General features: G+C 64.4%; 18 protein-coding genes. 9 read left to right on the top strand and 9 right to left on the bottom strand.

From position 1 onward, the window contains the following. Positions 1-233: porin (locus ACYP5B_RS52330; RefSeq protein WP_459575361.1), on the bottom strand; the 233-nt coding region annotated here is incomplete at its 3' end. Positions 234-518: 285 nt separating this feature from the next. Between ACYP5B_RS52330 and ACYP5B_RS52325 the strand changes: the two genes are divergently transcribed. The 3 genes from ACYP5B_RS52325 to ACYP5B_RS52315 all read left to right on the top strand — a co-directional run bounded on the left by ACYP5B_RS52325 (position 519) and on the right by ACYP5B_RS52315 (position 2,367). Further along, on the top strand, positions 519-1,037 hold the full coding sequence (locus ACYP5B_RS52325) for a DUF4142 domain-containing protein (protein ID WP_400094856.1): 519 nt from the start codon (positions 519-521) through the stop codon (positions 1,035-1,037). A gap of 22 nt (positions 1,038-1,059) precedes the next feature. Continuing rightward, positions 1,060-1,425, top strand: coding sequence for a cupredoxin domain-containing protein (locus ACYP5B_RS52320; RefSeq protein WP_459575359.1), 366 nt, complete (start codon positions 1,060-1,062; stop codon positions 1,423-1,425). A gap of 498 nt (positions 1,426-1,923) precedes the next feature. Further along, positions 1,924-2,367 (top strand): GNAT family N-acetyltransferase, encoded by a 444-nt coding sequence (locus ACYP5B_RS52315; RefSeq protein WP_400094852.1) that lies wholly within the window; start codon positions 1,924-1,926, stop codon positions 2,365-2,367. A 378-nt stretch (positions 2,368-2,745) separates the two neighbouring features. On the opposite strand, the gene ACYP5B_RS52310 is transcribed toward ACYP5B_RS52315, so the two are convergent. Next, positions 2,746-2,910: an FmdB family zinc ribbon protein gene (locus ACYP5B_RS52310; protein ID WP_267602415.1), complete on the bottom strand. Its 165-nt coding sequence runs from the start codon at positions 2,908-2,910 to the stop codon at positions 2,746-2,748. Positions 2,911-3,178: 268 nt separating this feature from the next. Here ACYP5B_RS52310 and ACYP5B_RS52305 point away from each other — a divergent pair, with 268 nt between their 5' ends. The 5 genes from ACYP5B_RS52305 to ACYP5B_RS52285 all read left to right on the top strand — a co-directional run bounded on the left by ACYP5B_RS52305 (position 3,179) and on the right by ACYP5B_RS52285 (position 5,578). Next, on the top strand, positions 3,179-3,619 hold the full coding sequence (locus ACYP5B_RS52305) for a hypothetical protein (RefSeq protein WP_267602413.1): 441 nt from the start codon (positions 3,179-3,181) through the stop codon (positions 3,617-3,619). A gap of 224 nt (positions 3,620-3,843) precedes the next feature. After that, positions 3,844-4,038, top strand: a complete 195-nt coding sequence (locus ACYP5B_RS52300; protein ID WP_267602412.1) for a hypothetical protein — start codon at positions 3,844-3,846, stop codon at positions 4,036-4,038. 37 nt (positions 4,039-4,075) lie between these two features. After that, positions 4,076-4,423 carry an MTH938/NDUFAF3 family protein gene (locus ACYP5B_RS52295; protein WP_318236420.1) on the top strand — a complete coding sequence of 116 codons (348 nt, stop codon included), beginning with the start codon at positions 4,076-4,078 and terminating at the stop codon, positions 4,421-4,423. A 104-nt stretch (positions 4,424-4,527) separates the two neighbouring features. Then, entirely contained in the window at positions 4,528-5,238 is a 711-nt protein-coding gene (locus tag ACYP5B_RS52290; RefSeq protein ID WP_400094849.1) for an SDR family oxidoreductase, read from the top strand. Between the two features lie 91 nt (positions 5,239-5,329). Beyond that, positions 5,330-5,578, top strand: coding sequence for a hypothetical protein (locus ACYP5B_RS52285; protein WP_318236418.1), 249 nt, complete (start codon positions 5,330-5,332; stop codon positions 5,576-5,578). 226 nt (positions 5,579-5,804) lie between these two features. Here ACYP5B_RS52285 and ACYP5B_RS52280 read toward each other — a convergent pair whose 3' ends face one another. The 4 genes from ACYP5B_RS52280 to ACYP5B_RS52265 all read right to left on the bottom strand — a co-directional run bounded on the left by ACYP5B_RS52280 (position 5,805) and on the right by ACYP5B_RS52265 (position 10,092). Continuing rightward, positions 5,805-6,806: a Bug family tripartite tricarboxylate transporter substrate binding protein gene (locus ACYP5B_RS52280; protein WP_400094848.1), complete on the bottom strand. Its 1,002-nt coding sequence runs from the start codon at positions 6,804-6,806 to the stop codon at positions 5,805-5,807. A 91-nt stretch (positions 6,807-6,897) separates the two neighbouring features. Next, entirely contained in the window at positions 6,898-8,064 is a 1,167-nt protein-coding gene (locus tag ACYP5B_RS52275) for an acyl-CoA dehydrogenase family protein (RefSeq protein WP_400094846.1), read from the bottom strand. 33 nt (positions 8,065-8,097) lie between these two features. Continuing rightward, positions 8,098-9,306 carry a CaiB/BaiF CoA transferase family protein gene (locus ACYP5B_RS52270; protein ID WP_400094844.1) on the bottom strand — a complete coding sequence of 403 codons (1,209 nt, stop codon included), beginning with the start codon at positions 9,304-9,306 and terminating at the stop codon, positions 8,098-8,100. A gap of 9 nt (positions 9,307-9,315) precedes the next feature. Beyond that, positions 9,316-10,092 carry an enoyl-CoA hydratase/isomerase family protein gene (locus ACYP5B_RS52265; RefSeq protein ID WP_400094843.1) on the bottom strand — a complete coding sequence of 259 codons (777 nt, stop codon included), beginning with the start codon at positions 10,090-10,092 and terminating at the stop codon, positions 9,316-9,318. A 133-nt stretch (positions 10,093-10,225) separates the two neighbouring features. On the opposite strand from ACYP5B_RS52265, the gene ACYP5B_RS52260 reads away from it, so the two are divergent. After that, the gene (locus tag ACYP5B_RS52260; protein WP_400094842.1) at positions 10,226-11,080 is read left to right on the top strand and encodes an IclR family transcriptional regulator; all 855 of its coding nucleotides are present in this window, start codon (positions 10,226-10,228) and stop codon (positions 11,078-11,080) included. A gap of 530 nt (positions 11,081-11,610) precedes the next feature. Here ACYP5B_RS52260 and ACYP5B_RS52255 read toward each other — a convergent pair. From ACYP5B_RS52255 to ACYP5B_RS52245, 3 genes are all read right to left on the bottom strand, one after another. After that, on the bottom strand, positions 11,611-12,837 hold the full coding sequence (locus ACYP5B_RS52255; RefSeq protein WP_400094840.1) for a polyhydroxyalkanoate depolymerase: 1,227 nt from the start codon (positions 12,835-12,837) through the stop codon (positions 11,611-11,613). Between the two features lie 202 nt (positions 12,838-13,039). Next, positions 13,040-13,231: a DUF2905 domain-containing protein gene (locus ACYP5B_RS52250; protein WP_267606356.1), complete on the bottom strand. Its 192-nt coding sequence runs from the start codon at positions 13,229-13,231 to the stop codon at positions 13,040-13,042. 144 nt (positions 13,232-13,375) lie between these two features. Further along, positions 13,376-13,696, bottom strand: coding sequence for a Rieske (2Fe-2S) protein (locus ACYP5B_RS52245; RefSeq protein ID WP_267602403.1), 321 nt, complete (start codon positions 13,694-13,696; stop codon positions 13,376-13,378).

The following is a 13,696-nucleotide window of genomic DNA, read 5'->3' as shown; positions in this document are numbered from 1 at the left end:
CGATCGCCTTTTGCGTTGGCGTTGCTGATGGTGCTGATGGTGGTGTCGATGAGGCCGTAGAGCGTCACGTTCGATTGCGCGTTGGCGTGGCCGGCACAGGCCGCGCCGATCGCCAGCGCGAGGGCTGTGTGTATCGTTTTCAAGAAGGTCTCCTCGTTGCTCTTGTCTTGCCGATGATTCGGGGCTGCCCCCCGGCCGGACGCACGCCCTGACCGTAAGAGAAGCCCTTGCATCGTAGACGTGGCAAGCCTTCATCCAGCTTTCCCTCCGTTGCGCGACGGGCTCAGGGTATATACCGAGCACGACGGCCGCGCGTAAGTAGCCGCTTCATCTTCGTGTGGTCCAAAGGGAATGTAAATCCTCATCGTCTGGCCTATATTCAATGTGTTGCCGTCGATGCCTTTAAGGACAGCAATCCCATTCTTGGCGCCCCCGATCCAAACATCGAGCGGCACGAGAAGCCCACCGCCAATGCGCGCTATGCGTATGCGGCTAACTCATCGCTGAGGAGCAGAACAATGAAAAGTATCTCCGTAATGTTTGGCGCACTCTTGGCCCTCGTCGCAGTTGGAGCCGTGGCACAAACACCCAACGACGCGCAGATTGCGGCGATCGTCGTAACAGCAAATCAAGTCGACATTGAAGCAGGAAAAATGGCAGAGAAGAGCGGCCACGCTCACGACGTGAAGGCCTTCGGAAAACAGATGGTCACGGACCATACCGGCGTGAATAAACAGGCGGTGGCTCTGGTAAAAAAGCTGAAGGTCACTCCGGAGAAGAATCCAACGAGTGAGAGTCTGCAGTCTGGAGGCGTGGAGAACCTGAAGACCCTGAAGGGACTCAAGGGCGAGAGCTTCGACAAGGCGTATATCGACCACGAGGTCGCGTATCACGAGCAAGTGATTGACGCACTCGACAAAACCCTGATCCCCAGTGCGCAGAATGCGGAACTCAAGGCGCTGCTGGTTGCTGTGCGCCCAGCGTTTGTGGGGCACCTGGAGCATGCGAAGATGATCCAGTCCGCCCTCGCCAAGTAGTCTCTGCAGAAGCACGACGTCCATGCAGCTACTACCGACACGACACGATCGGCGTGCGCGAACACATCTGCGCGCGGCTGCGCTGGCCATTGCGTGGGGCCTGCTCTGCGCTGGTGCCAGCGCAATGGCCGCAGAGAAGACGGTCGGTCACACGGTGGTGATCGAGGGCGCGAGGTTTGAACCCGAGACCATTAGCGCCAAGCGAGGCGATACCATCGTGTGGATCAACAAGGATCCATATCCCCACACTGTCACTGCACCAGGGGTGTTCGACTCGCACAGCATCATTGCTGGTTCGTCGTGGCGATATGTTGCGCGCAAAGCGGGGGATTTCCCCTATTCCTGCACGCTGCACCCGAATATGAAGGGTGTTCTCAGGGTCGAATAATCGCCCACGTCGAGCACGCAACGGGTTGTTCGAACGGTGGGCCCTGGCCCCCGGTGCTGCGGCGCGTCATTCGCGCCCGGCTCATGTCCATCGGGGAAATCGATCAGTTCTGCCGTCCGGCTATCCGACGCCATAATGTACTGTGCAGCTTTGCTTGCAACGAGTACGCGGGGGGAGATAAGCGATGCAATACTGGAAGTGCTCCGCCTCGTGCTCCCCGCACCAATCAAGATAGCCGGGAATCACATACCAGGGTTTTCACGGTATCTTCATGTTCTGCTGCCACACTGGCGAGCTGTGCTTGAGTCTTGCGGTGAGGGATTTATCACATCGTGATACAAATTGAATCAGGCTTGTCATGGGAGCGTTCAAGCGATAACCTGCTGCAAAAATAGTTGCGCGGCATCAGTAGTGGGTACTGACCCGCAGCATCAACAAAGTGCCACGGCGGCCTACAGCCACATCGAGCACCATCGAGCACTGACCGGAGACCCTTTCATGCTGACCCACGTTTATCTCCGTCCGGCTTCCCAAGCCGATACGGGGAACATAGCTGCATTGCTAACTCAATGCGGCCTAGCCACTGAGAATCTGGAGGAGATTCTCGATAGCTTCCAAATTGCGCTTTGTGATGACCGTCTTGTTGGCTGTGCCGCCGCAGAGTGTCATGGGCAATCCATTGTTATCCGGTCCGTCGCTGTGGAGCCTGCTTATCGTGATAGAGGTATCGCGAGCCGCCTCGTCGAAAAGCTCCTGGTCCGCGCTCGCGGTACCGAGGCACGCCACGCGTTTCTCTTATCCACATCGGCTCCTGCCTATTTCGCGCGCTGGGGCTTCTCCCGTATCCCTGTTGATGAGGCTCCGCCTGAGCTTCAAGCCTCGCCCGAGTTCCGGAACGCCGCGCGATCCTCTGCGTTGTGCATGCATTGCGAGCTCAGATAGCCTAGATAGCCCCGGGAACGTCACCAGGCTCGCAGGTATCCGGTGACCCGCAACGCACGCGGCGAGGCGCCATTACCTGAGCGCAGTCTTTGGCACGAAGGCCGCCCCTGCGCCACCCTGGCCACGACTTTGGGCAACACGGTGAACTGGAGATAGTCGTCGCATAGCCCAATAGGAACACAAGCAACTTTGTGCGCCGACCTGCACAGCCGGCGCATCGGAGATGCCTGAGACAAAGCCCCGCTTCGGCGGTAATGCCGTTCAGCTAAGCGCCTTTGACGAGGCTGCGCCGGAGCAGAAAACGACACACGGGGACGTGATTCGCTCAGCGTCCCTTACCGCCACGATTTCGCCCTCGCCATCGAGGCTGGGCAGACCTCAGCTCTTTCTCGCCGTCTTCGCAACAAACGGCGTTGGCATGTGCTGCACCGTCTTGCTGCCGCACTTGGGGCAAGATGGGTGGCCGGCTTCATGCTCGGCGAGATGTTCCGCGCGGTCGAAAACCTCACCGCATTTTTCACAACGGTACTGATAGGTGGGCATGACGCGCCTCCATCCTGCTTGGTGCAGGGACACGCTGGACCTTGCGATCCCAGCGAGTTCCGGCTGTTCGGCACTCCATTCTAGGATACTGTCTCGGCAAGCGAGGCGATAACGGAATAACGGAATATCTTCTCCATGGCGTTCCGGAGCTTCCGTTCTGGCGAATCTCCTGGCAGCCTCGCATGCCCAGTACCGCATCAGGCACCTATGCTTCACACCGCGCTCATTGCGTGCTTATTATTGAAACATACGCGTGCTTGCACAAAGCATGACCACGATCGTCGGTCAGGAGTTGACGATGAAAAAGCCGCACAAGGTGGATTCTGGCAAGACGCGGCGAACCGGTTCACCGGGTCGGCCGCGCACGGATCGCACCATTCCCAGCATCCTGGATTCCACTGAACTGGAAGACGTGTGGGAGAACATCGAGGAGGCCGTTGACGAATTCACCGAACGGGCGGCAGAACCGATCGATTTCCCCCATGGCCATGACCCGGACGAGGATGACGCGCCGGAAGAAGGCATGAACGAGATCACGCGCGCCGCCGAGAGTATTCCCGCGGATACCCCCGCGGACCGGGCAGACCGGAGCGCGGAGCGGGAAGAGCACCCGCCTGCACCGCCCAACATCGATGACGTGCTGGACAAGGACTTGATGCCCGATCCGGCCGACGATGCGCCGCGCGCCGGTAAGCATCGCAAACGCTAGGACACGCACTCCATGGTCGCTGCCCGCGCCCGCTCCAGGGGGGCGACCTGCCCCGGCTTGCAGGGTGCGCAGCCAGGTGTGCCCCCTATACTCAAGGCGTGACAGGCAATACCTGGCGTGGCGGCGGCACAGAGCATGAAGGGCAATCGCGGTGCCATGCAAAACGAGAGCGCGGCACCATGGCAACCTGGAGCATCTTCGCTGCCAGCCGATAAGGATGCACCATGAGCAATCATCGGTACGTGGTCATCATTGACCAACCCAAGGACGTCTCCGACGAGCAGATGGCCGAATACATCAAGCTTGCCATCAGCGCCTGGGGCGCGGGATTGCCACCGCCGCCCCAGGACAGCCCATTCTTCGACCTGGACGTGGTTTCGGTAACCAGCACCGGCAAACTTCACAAGAACGAGTCATGAGCCACTGTCACCGGCCAGCGTCCCAGTGGAGGTACGTATGCGCTTCGAAGCATTTTCCTTTGGGTCCGTCTGTATTGACGGCGTGACCTACCAGCATGACGTGGTCATCGATCAGGGTAAGGTTCGCAAACGCAAGAAGAGGCCATCCAGGCAATTCCGCGAAGCATTCGGGCACACACCGCTATCCGTCAGGGAAGACATACCCTGGAATTGCAGCCGACTGGTTATCGGCACCGGCACCGGTGCGTTGCCGGTGATGGAAGATGTGAAGCGCGAGGCCAGGCATCGCCACGTCGAACTGGTCATTCTTCCGACCGCCGAAGCCATCGCAAGGCTGGAGGAGCACCCCCGCGGCGCCAATGCGATCCTGCACCTCACCTGCTAGACAGAATGCATTGACGCCAGCATCGAACTGGCCGCTTTCCTCATGCGCCGGGCGGCCATGATGTCCGACGCCGATGCCGCCCTCGCCGATAAGGAGGCGCCAGCATGGGCAGCCAACCGATCACCGTCATCACCGGCGCGAGTCGCGGCCTGGGCCGCGCAGCCGCGAGCCATCTAGCCACGGTCGAAGGCCACCTGGTCGTCGCCACGGCGCGCAAGCCGGCGGACCTCGAGGCGTTGCGGGCCCGGCTCGCGCTTACCGGCCACTCGCTCGCATGCCAGCCGCTCGACGTCACCGACGATCATTCGGTGGCCGCGCTGGCCATGTGGCTGGCCGAACGCTTCGGTCGCGTAAACGTGCTGATCAACAACGCCGGCGTCTCGCTCGATCACTACAGCACCAGCTTGCTCGAACTGCCGCTCGAGACCTTGCGCACCACCCTGGAAACCAATCTCTTCGGCGTACTGCGGGTCACACAGGCATTGGCACCCCTGCTGCGCGCCAGCCGCGCCGGCCGGGTGGTCAATCTGGCTTCCGGCATGGGTCAGCTCGCGGACATGGCCAGCGGCGTGCCGGCCTACCGTATCTCAAAGACGGCGCTGAATGCCGTCACGCGCATCCTGGCCGCCGAGATGGCCGACAGCGGCGTCAAGGTCAACTCGGTGTGCCCTGGCTGGTGCCGGACCGACCTGGGTGGCCTCGATGCACCGCGTTCGCCCGAGCAGGGCATCGACACCGTCGTCTGGCTCGCAACGCTGCCTGAAGCCGGGCCCAGCGGCGGCTTTTTTCGTGATCGCCAGCCGATTCCGTGGTAGCGCGGCGCGCCCGAACGCGCGCCGTACCACCACGGCGTTGACGCTGTGCTATCTTGGAAAAGTCGAGCGTTCAATATCGGGAGGACGCCAAATGTCAGTGATCGCGCCGGACGAAAAAGCGGATTTCGTCGCCATCTTGCACCGTCACCAGCTTGCCGAGGCCGATTTTTTGCTTCAGGAAACCGACACGACCGACGTCGTCGACGAGGTCTACCCTCTCCAGGGCTATGTCACCGTCGTCCGCAGGTCGACGCTCAAGGAAATGGAGTACCGAATCGGACATGGCACCGCGTGGACCACGGAATTTGAAAAAGATCTGGCGCGGGGTACGTTCGGGTGAACGGAATCGGAATCAACAACGATCCGACGTTACGGGCTTTCCAGTTGGAAAGTCTCGCCAAAGGGTTCATGCGCACCGATCGCGAGTTGACCGTCACGGAGCGGATTCACCGCTGCACTCCGGTAGCCACGCTACCGAGAATGATGATGACAAGATCGTGCTGCGCTGATCCTTTAAGAAGCGTAAGGGGGCATCAGCCCCCTTCCCTGCGCGATGTGCTCTCCTGTTACTGCAGCTCGATCTTCGCGATCGCCGCCAGCCGCTTCCAGCGCGCTATCTCGTCCTTCTGGTAGTCGCGCAGTTCCGCCGGCGTGGACAGGATCAGCGAGGTGGACTGGCGCTGGTAGTACTCCTTGACGTCGTCGGCGGCGCCGGCCTGGGCGAACAGGTCGCCCAGGCGTTGCGCGATGGGCGCAGGTGTCTTGGCGGAGACCGCCGCCGCCACCCAGTTGTAGGCCAGGAAGTCCGGCACGCCGGCTTCGGCCGCGCTCGGCACGCCCGGCAGCAGCGGTGAGCGCTGGGGCGCCGTGTAGGCCAGCGCGCGCACCTTGCCGCCCTTGACCAGCTCGATCGCGCCGCTGGCGTCCACCACGGCGAAGTCCACGTTGGCGGCCATCACGCCATTGATCGCGTCGCCCGCGCCCTTGTAGGGCACGCCCGTGGTTTTCATGCGGCTTTGCTCGTTCAGCCATTCGCTGTACAGCGTGTACGACACCGAGCCGGTGCCGTAGTTGAGCGCGCCGGGCCGCTTGCGCGCATCCTCCACCAGCGCCTTGAGCGTGTGGTACGGCGAGCTGGCGGGCACGATGATCAGGCACGGCCCGCGCGACAGCAGCGTGATGGGAGTGAAGTCGGTCAGCGGGTCGTAGGGTAGCTTGCGGAAGGTCGCGGCATTGGTGGACAGCGTGGAGTTGCTGCCGATAAACACCGTGTATCCGTCGGCCGGCGCGCTGAGCAGTGTCTGGACGCCGATAAAGCCGTTGCCACCCGGCTTGTTCTCCACCACCACGCCCTGCCCTGTCAGCTCGCCGATCTTCTTGGCGAACATGCGGGCGGTCATGTCGGTACCGCTGCCGGACGGGAACGGCACGATAAAGCGGATCGGCCGGCTGGGAAATGCCTGCGGCTGCGCCAGCGCGGCGAACGGCGCGCCTGCCAGGCCAGCCGCGACGGCGGCGCCGGCCAGGATGGCGAACCGGCGCCGCGAGCCGCTCATGGGTCGGGTCATGTTGTCTCCTTGGTCCTCCGCCCGGCAGTGCGTTCCGCCGGTGCGGGTGTGTCGATGGTTCGGGGGCTCCGTGGTTCGCTGTTGCAGCGTGCTAACGCTTGAGGCCGAGCAGGTCCCGCGCGATGACCCAGCGGTGCACTTCGGAAGGGCCTTCGTAGATGCGCATCAGCCGCGTCTCGTTGGCCATCTGCTGCAGCGGCATTTCCTTGGTCATGCCCATCGCGCCGAAGGCCTGCATGGCGTGGTCGATCACGTCCCAGGCCATCTCCGTGGCGAACACCTTGATCATCGAGACCTGGGTGCGCGCCTCGTCGCCGGCGTCGATGCGCGCCGCAGCCTCGTAAGTCATCAGGCGGCAGGCGTGGATGCGGGTGGCGGCATCGGCCACCCACCACTGGATGGCCTGCCGGTCCGCCAGCGCGGCGCCGAAGGTGCGGCGCTGCGGCGCGTACTCGCACAGCATGTCGAGCGCGCGCTGGGCGCGGCCAATGCACCAGGCCGCCATCTGCACGCGCCGGCTGGACAGCCGTGCCTGCATTGGCGCAAAGCCCTGGCCTTCCACGCCGAGCAGTTGCGTGCGCGCAACGCGGCAGTCTTCCAGCACCACCTCGTAAGTGGAGGCACCGCCGATCATGGGGATGCGCCGTTCCACCTTGAAGCCGGGCGTGCCGCGATCGACCAGGAAGGCGGAGATGCCGCCGCGGGCGCCGCGTGTCTTGTCGGTGACGGCCATCACGATGGTCCAGTCGGCACGGGCGGCGCGGCTGATCCAGATCTTGCGGCCGTTGAGCACCCAGTCGTCACCGTCGCGTTCGGCGCGGGTGGTCATCATGGCCGGGTCGCCGCCGGCGCCGGGCTCGGATATGGCGATGGCGGAGATGGTTTCGCCGCGCGCGTACGGTTCCAGGTAGCGAGCACGCTGGGCCGCGTCGGCGGTCTTGAGCAGCATGCGCAGATTCGGCGAATCGGGCGGCAGGTCATAGGGCGTGACGGTCTTGCCCAGTTCCTCGTTGACGCCGACCATGGCCACCACCGGCAGGTCGGCGCCGCCCATCTCGGCCGGCGCGTCAAGGCCCCACAGGCCCAGCTCGCGCGAGAGTCCGTCCAGCTTGTCCTGCTCCTGCGGCAGCAGCGTGAGCTGGCCGCCTTCTGCCTCGCGGGCCAGCACGCCCGCTTCGAGCGGAATCAACTGCTCGCGCACAAAGCGCGCCACCAGGTCCTTGAGCATCTGGTGTTCTTCTTCCAGGGCGAAGTTCATGCCTTGTCTCCTTTGTTGTTTTTGCGTACCGCTTCAGGCGGCGTCCCGGCCGCCCGCTACCAGGGCGATGTCTTCAGGCGCCAGCCCGGCTTCGCGCAGCACTTCGTCGGTGTGCTCGCCCAGCGTGGGCGCGTGGCGGCGCAGTGACAGCGGCGTGGCAGAGAAACGCGCCGTGGGCCGCATCTCGCGCAGCGGGCCCTCGGTGGGATGCTCGGTCTGCTGGAACAGCCCGACCGCTTCCAGGTGCGGATGCGCCGGCAATTCGTCCGGTGTGTAGATTGGCGTGGCGGGGATGTCGAGCGTCTCGAACAGCGCCATCCACGCCGCCGTGGTGCGGGCCGGCGTGATTTCCGCGAGGTGCTGGTACAGCGCGCGGATATGGGCGTTGCGCTGCGCGCGGCTGGCGATGTTGTACTTGTCGGCCAGGTCATCGCGGCCCACGGCGTGGAAAAAGGCTTTCCAGTGGCGGTCGGTGTACGGTAACGCGCAGATCCAGCCGTCCGCGGTCTGCGCCGGCCGCCGCCCGCCCTGCAGCAGGCGCGCATAGCCGGCCGCGCCGGTGGCGGGCTCGAAGGTCAGCCCGGCCAGGTGCTCGGCCATCACGAAGCTGGCCATGGTCTCCAGCATCGGTACCTCAACCGCTTGCCCGCTGCCGTGGCGCTCGCGATGCAGCAGCGCGGCCATCACCGCGTTGGCCAGCGCCATCCCGGTGGTCTTGTCGGCGATCAGGCTGGGCACGTACTCGGGCCGGCTGCCCGCGGCGGAGCCCAGCGACACCAGCCCGCAAGCCGCCTGGATGATGTCGTCGAAGGCTGGCTTGTCGCGATGCGGGCCGTCCTGACCGAAGCCGGTGGCCACGCAGTAGACGATGCGCGGGTTCAACGCCGCCACCGCGGCGTAGCCGAAGCCCAGCCGCTCGATGGCGGCCACGCGCATATTGTGGATCAGCACATCGGCGCCGGCGATCAGGCGGCGCAGCGCCGCCGCGCCCGCGGGTGTCTTAAGGTCCAGCACCACCGAGCGCTTGTTGCGGTTGAGCGCCAGATAGATCGAACTCATGCCGGGGTTGCGCGACACGCCGTTGGCGCGCATGAGGTCGCCTTCCGGCCCTTCGATCTTGATGACGTCCGCACCCAGGTCGGCCAGCGATTGCGTGGCCAGCGGGCCCAGCACCACCGAAGTCAGGTCGAGCACGCGGATGCCGTCGAGCGGTCCGGCGCAGACGGGTTTCTGCTGTTGCATGCGGCCCCCTCAGCGGCGCTGGAAGACCGGCGCGCGGCGCTCGGCCATCGCCGCCACGCCTTCGCGGAAATCCGCGGTGGCGAACTGCACGCGCTGGATGGCCAGCTCACGCTGGTTAGCCTCCACGATGCGATCGGCCAGGCCCAGGCGCAGCGTCTCGCGCGTGCTTTCCACGGCCAGCGGCGCCGAGGCCGCGATATCGTGCGCGAGCGCCAGCGCGCGGGCACGCACCTCGGCCCGCGCCACCAGTTCGTCGGCCAGACCGATGCGCACCGCTTCCTCGCCGCCGATGCGCCGGCCCGTGTACAAGAGCAGCGCGGCCTGCTGCTCGCCCACCAGGCGCGGTAGCGTCACGCTCATGCCAAAGCCGGGATGGAAGCCGAGCCGGTTGAAGCTGGCGCAAAAGCGCGCTTCGCGGCATGTGACGCGGAAATCCGCCACCAGCGCCAGGCCCAGCCCCGCGCCGATGGCGGCGCCCTCCACCGCCGCCACGATGGGCTTGCGGTTGCGATACAGCTTCATGGCCTGCGCGTAGAAGGCCGACGGATCGCGCGAGACGCTGCCCTGGTCGGCGCCGCTGAAATCGGCCCCGGCGCAGAAGGCGCCCACGCCGGACGAAAGCACAACGGCACGGCAGCTGTCGTCCTCGTCTAGCTGCAGCAGCGCTTCTGCCAGCCGGCGCATGACATCGGCGTCGACAAAGTTGTGGGGCGGGCGGGAGATCTCGATCTGCGCAACGTGCTGGTCACGTGTCAGGACGATTTCGGGGGTGGATGCCGAGGTCATGGCGAAGGGCTCCGGGAAGTGGACAGGCACCCAGTATTCGCCGATGCGCCTTGCCGCGCTACACTATAATTTCGGATACTGAAATTAATGGCAGCACCATCGGCGATGGACTGCCGGGGCTGCCACCAACTGCATGCCTGATTCCCACCCGGATTCCCGCGCCAAATTGCCTTCGACCCGTGCGCTCACCCACAGTACCGGCCGCTTCACGCGCCAGACCGAAGGCAGTCAGTCGCTCGAACGTGGCCTGATGCTGCTGCGCGCGTTCCGAGTCGGCTCGTCCAGCCTGACCAATGCCGACCTGGCCGCGCGCACCGGTCTGCCGCGCCCCACCGTCAGCCGCCTGACGCGCTCGCTGGTGGACGGCGGCTTCCTGCGCTATGACACCACCGAGCGCGCCTACCGGCTGGCAGCCGTGGTGGTGAGCCTCGCGGACGCCTTCCACCATGCCACCGCGGTGCCTGATATCGCCCTGCCACTGATGCGCAAGATCGCCGAGGCGGAAAAGGTCAATGTCGGCCTGGCCGTGCCCGACCAGACCGCCATGGTCTACCTGGCCGCGGTGCGCCACAGCCGCGACAGCGTGTCGCGCACCCGGCGCGTGGCGCCCGGCACGCGGATTCCAATGGAACTGACCTCGATCGGCATGGCATGGCTGGCCGCGGTGCCAGCCGGCGTGCGCGACAATTTCCTCGCACGGATCGCGGAAAAGGCCGGCGACGAATGGCCGGCCTTGCACAAGGAACTGTCGCGCGGCATTGCCCAGGCCCAGGCGCAAGGCTATTGCACCGCCAACTACCAGCCGGGCCACCTGACCGCCGTGGGCGCGGCGTTCCGCGGGCCGGACCACCAGTGGTACGGACTCAACATCAGCTTCCCGCACAAGCCCAGCGAAAAGCCGCGCGATGTGGCGCGCTATGCGCCGCTACTGCTCGGTCTGATCGAGAAGATCAGCGTGTCATGCGGGGTGGAGGATGGCGTGGAGTAAGCATGACGGCCGGCGTAGCGCGCTACCTGATCGCACAGTGCGGTGCCTTTGTCGCATCACCAAGTCATGTCGTCGCACGACCTGATGGTCCCCGATCTACCGAAAACCGGATGGGAGGCGCCGAGCTACGTGCGGCTTTCCGGCCACTGCGCTGAACCCGGTGCCGTCCACGCGCTCGAAAGCCCGCCAGGTTAGAGCAAAGCTTGCTTGCCATCTCGGCGTCCAGATATGGAGAAATCCGCACGTGCCGGACATGAAATCGCTATTCAGCGTTGGCATACAACAACATGTGAATTAAGAGACGTCTATATCAGATCTTGATATGTTTAAATTCGTCCCTCGCAGCGTTGCTGCACCACTTACGCGCACGCTGCGCGAAACCGGAATGGGCACCCCCGCACAGTTCCGGTTTTTTTTCGCTTTCTGCGGTCCCATGTGGCAGGCGCGATGACAATGCGCGGGCCGGCCTGTCCTCCCCGTCCCTCATCAGGGAAGCGCCCCGCCGGGTCGGCAGGCACAGCACCAGGCTGCTAGGCGTATTGCCGGATCAGGTCGCGGACGCGGGGATAGATCTCGCTGCGCCACGACGGCCCCGAGAACAGCTCATAGTGACCGCACTGGCGTGCCGTGATATGCCGCTTGTTGCACGCAGCGATACCGCTGCACAATTCGTGCGCAGCCTGGGTCTGCCCGCGGCCGGCAATGTCGTCCAGCTCTCCCTCGACGGTGAGCAGCGCGGTGTCGTGGATGTCCTGTGGCCGCACGGCCTGCCCCCGCACGTTCCAACTGCTGCGGGCTAGCTGAAACTCGCGGAACACGATGCGGATGGTATCCAGGTAAAACTCGGCCGCCATGTCGAGCACCGCGTTGTATTCATCGCAAGCGCGCCGGTGTGCCAGGGCGTGCTCCGCGTCACGCTGCAGCAGATCGAGATAGTAGTCCCATTGCGCACCCACCATGCGAGCCGGGTGCGCCATCACCAGGCCGGCATGTTGCAGGAAGCTCGGGTACACCTTGCGGCCCGCACCGGGATATCGGGCCGGCACCGCGTAGATCAGGTTGCGTTCAAACCACGCCAGCGGTTGGCGGGCCGCCAGGCTGCCGACCGCTGTCGGGTTGCTGCGGGCGTCGATCGGGCCGCCAATGAGGACCAGGCTTCTTGGTGTCGGCTCGCCAGCGCTGGCCAAGAGAGAAACCGCCGCCAATGCAGGCACGGTCGCCTGGCAGACGGCAAGCACGTGCAGGCGTTGCCCGCCGATTTGCCGGATGAACGCCTGTATCTCGCCGACGCAGTCGTCCAGGCGGAACGGCCCCTCGGCCACGGGTACGTAGCGCGCATCGCGCCAGTCCGTCACATAGACCTCATGGGCGGGCAGCAGCATTTCCACGACTTCACGCAGCAGCACGGCATGATGGCCCGCCAGCGGCGCGCACACCAGCACGGCCGGCTTTCGTCCGGGCGCGGCAACCGGGTCGTGTGCGAAGCGCAGCAGGCGGCAAAATGGCCGCTCCAGCACGACCTGCTCGTCCACAGCCACGACACGGCCGTCCGCGTCGAACGCGGTGATGCCAAAGGCGGGCTTCCCATATGTCTTGCCTAGACGGTAGAGCATTTCATAGCTCGCGGCGAAGCAGGACGCCCCTGGAATATGGGCAAGGAAGCAGTCGCGGTCGGTGAACGCGTTGGTGGCCTGCGCCGCCCACGCCGTCCACGGCTCGATCAGCGAACGCTGATACTCGATGAACTGGTAGAGCATACGGGCTTCTGGAAGCTTGCACTGGAAGGACTTTCAATATATGCCGGACCAGCGCCGGCACAAGGCCAAACAACAACGCCACAGTCCGAGGACTGGCTGTTCTGTCCTATGAGGGGCAGGCTTCGGGGAAGACCAGGCCAACCAGGCGCGGTTCCTGCCGCAATCACGCGCCGACACCCGGGTAACAGGCCAAGCGCCCGCTTCACCGACCTATTAACCAAAGAATGAACGACGCCGCCGCACTGAGGAGCAGCGAGGTCGTAAAGGGAAGGTAGAGGTGAAAGTGATGGCGATGAATAACGATATCCCCGGGCAAGTGACCGAGTCCGAGCCCGGACAGCCAGGGCCAGAGGAGTCCTCCAGCTACCAGGATCAGGCCGAGGCCGATGAGCATGCGCGACATGGGAGCGCCTTTCGCATGTTGGTTAGTTGACGGTATCCCCTCTCGCCGATGTCGCAAAGCGCGCGACCGTGAGCTGGATCTTCTGCCCGGAAAGCTGAAGAGGGATTTCGGATTGGAGAAGCAGCACGTTGCCCCCTAGTCCCAGCGATCATCCTTGACCTGTACCTTGCCGTCCACGACCCGGACCGGGAAAATCGCCACCGGGTCGTAAGCCGGCGGGGACAGCGCCGCCCCCGTGATGAGGGAAAAATGCGCACCGTGGCGCGGGCAGACGACTTCCTCGCCTTCGATGTCGCCACCACATAGCGGCTCCGCCTCGTGGGAACACATGTCCTCGACGGCGTAGTAGCTCCCGCGCACATTGAATACCGCGACCTGCAGGCCGTCGACGTCAACGCTGCGGCAAGTCCCGGGCGCAAATTCGTCGGCCGGAGCGACATCGATCCATTCGCTCAT

The sequence above is a fragment of the Cupriavidus sp. 8B genome, from assembly GCF_054589115.1.
This window is presented reverse-complemented; position numbering and strand designations above follow the sequence as displayed.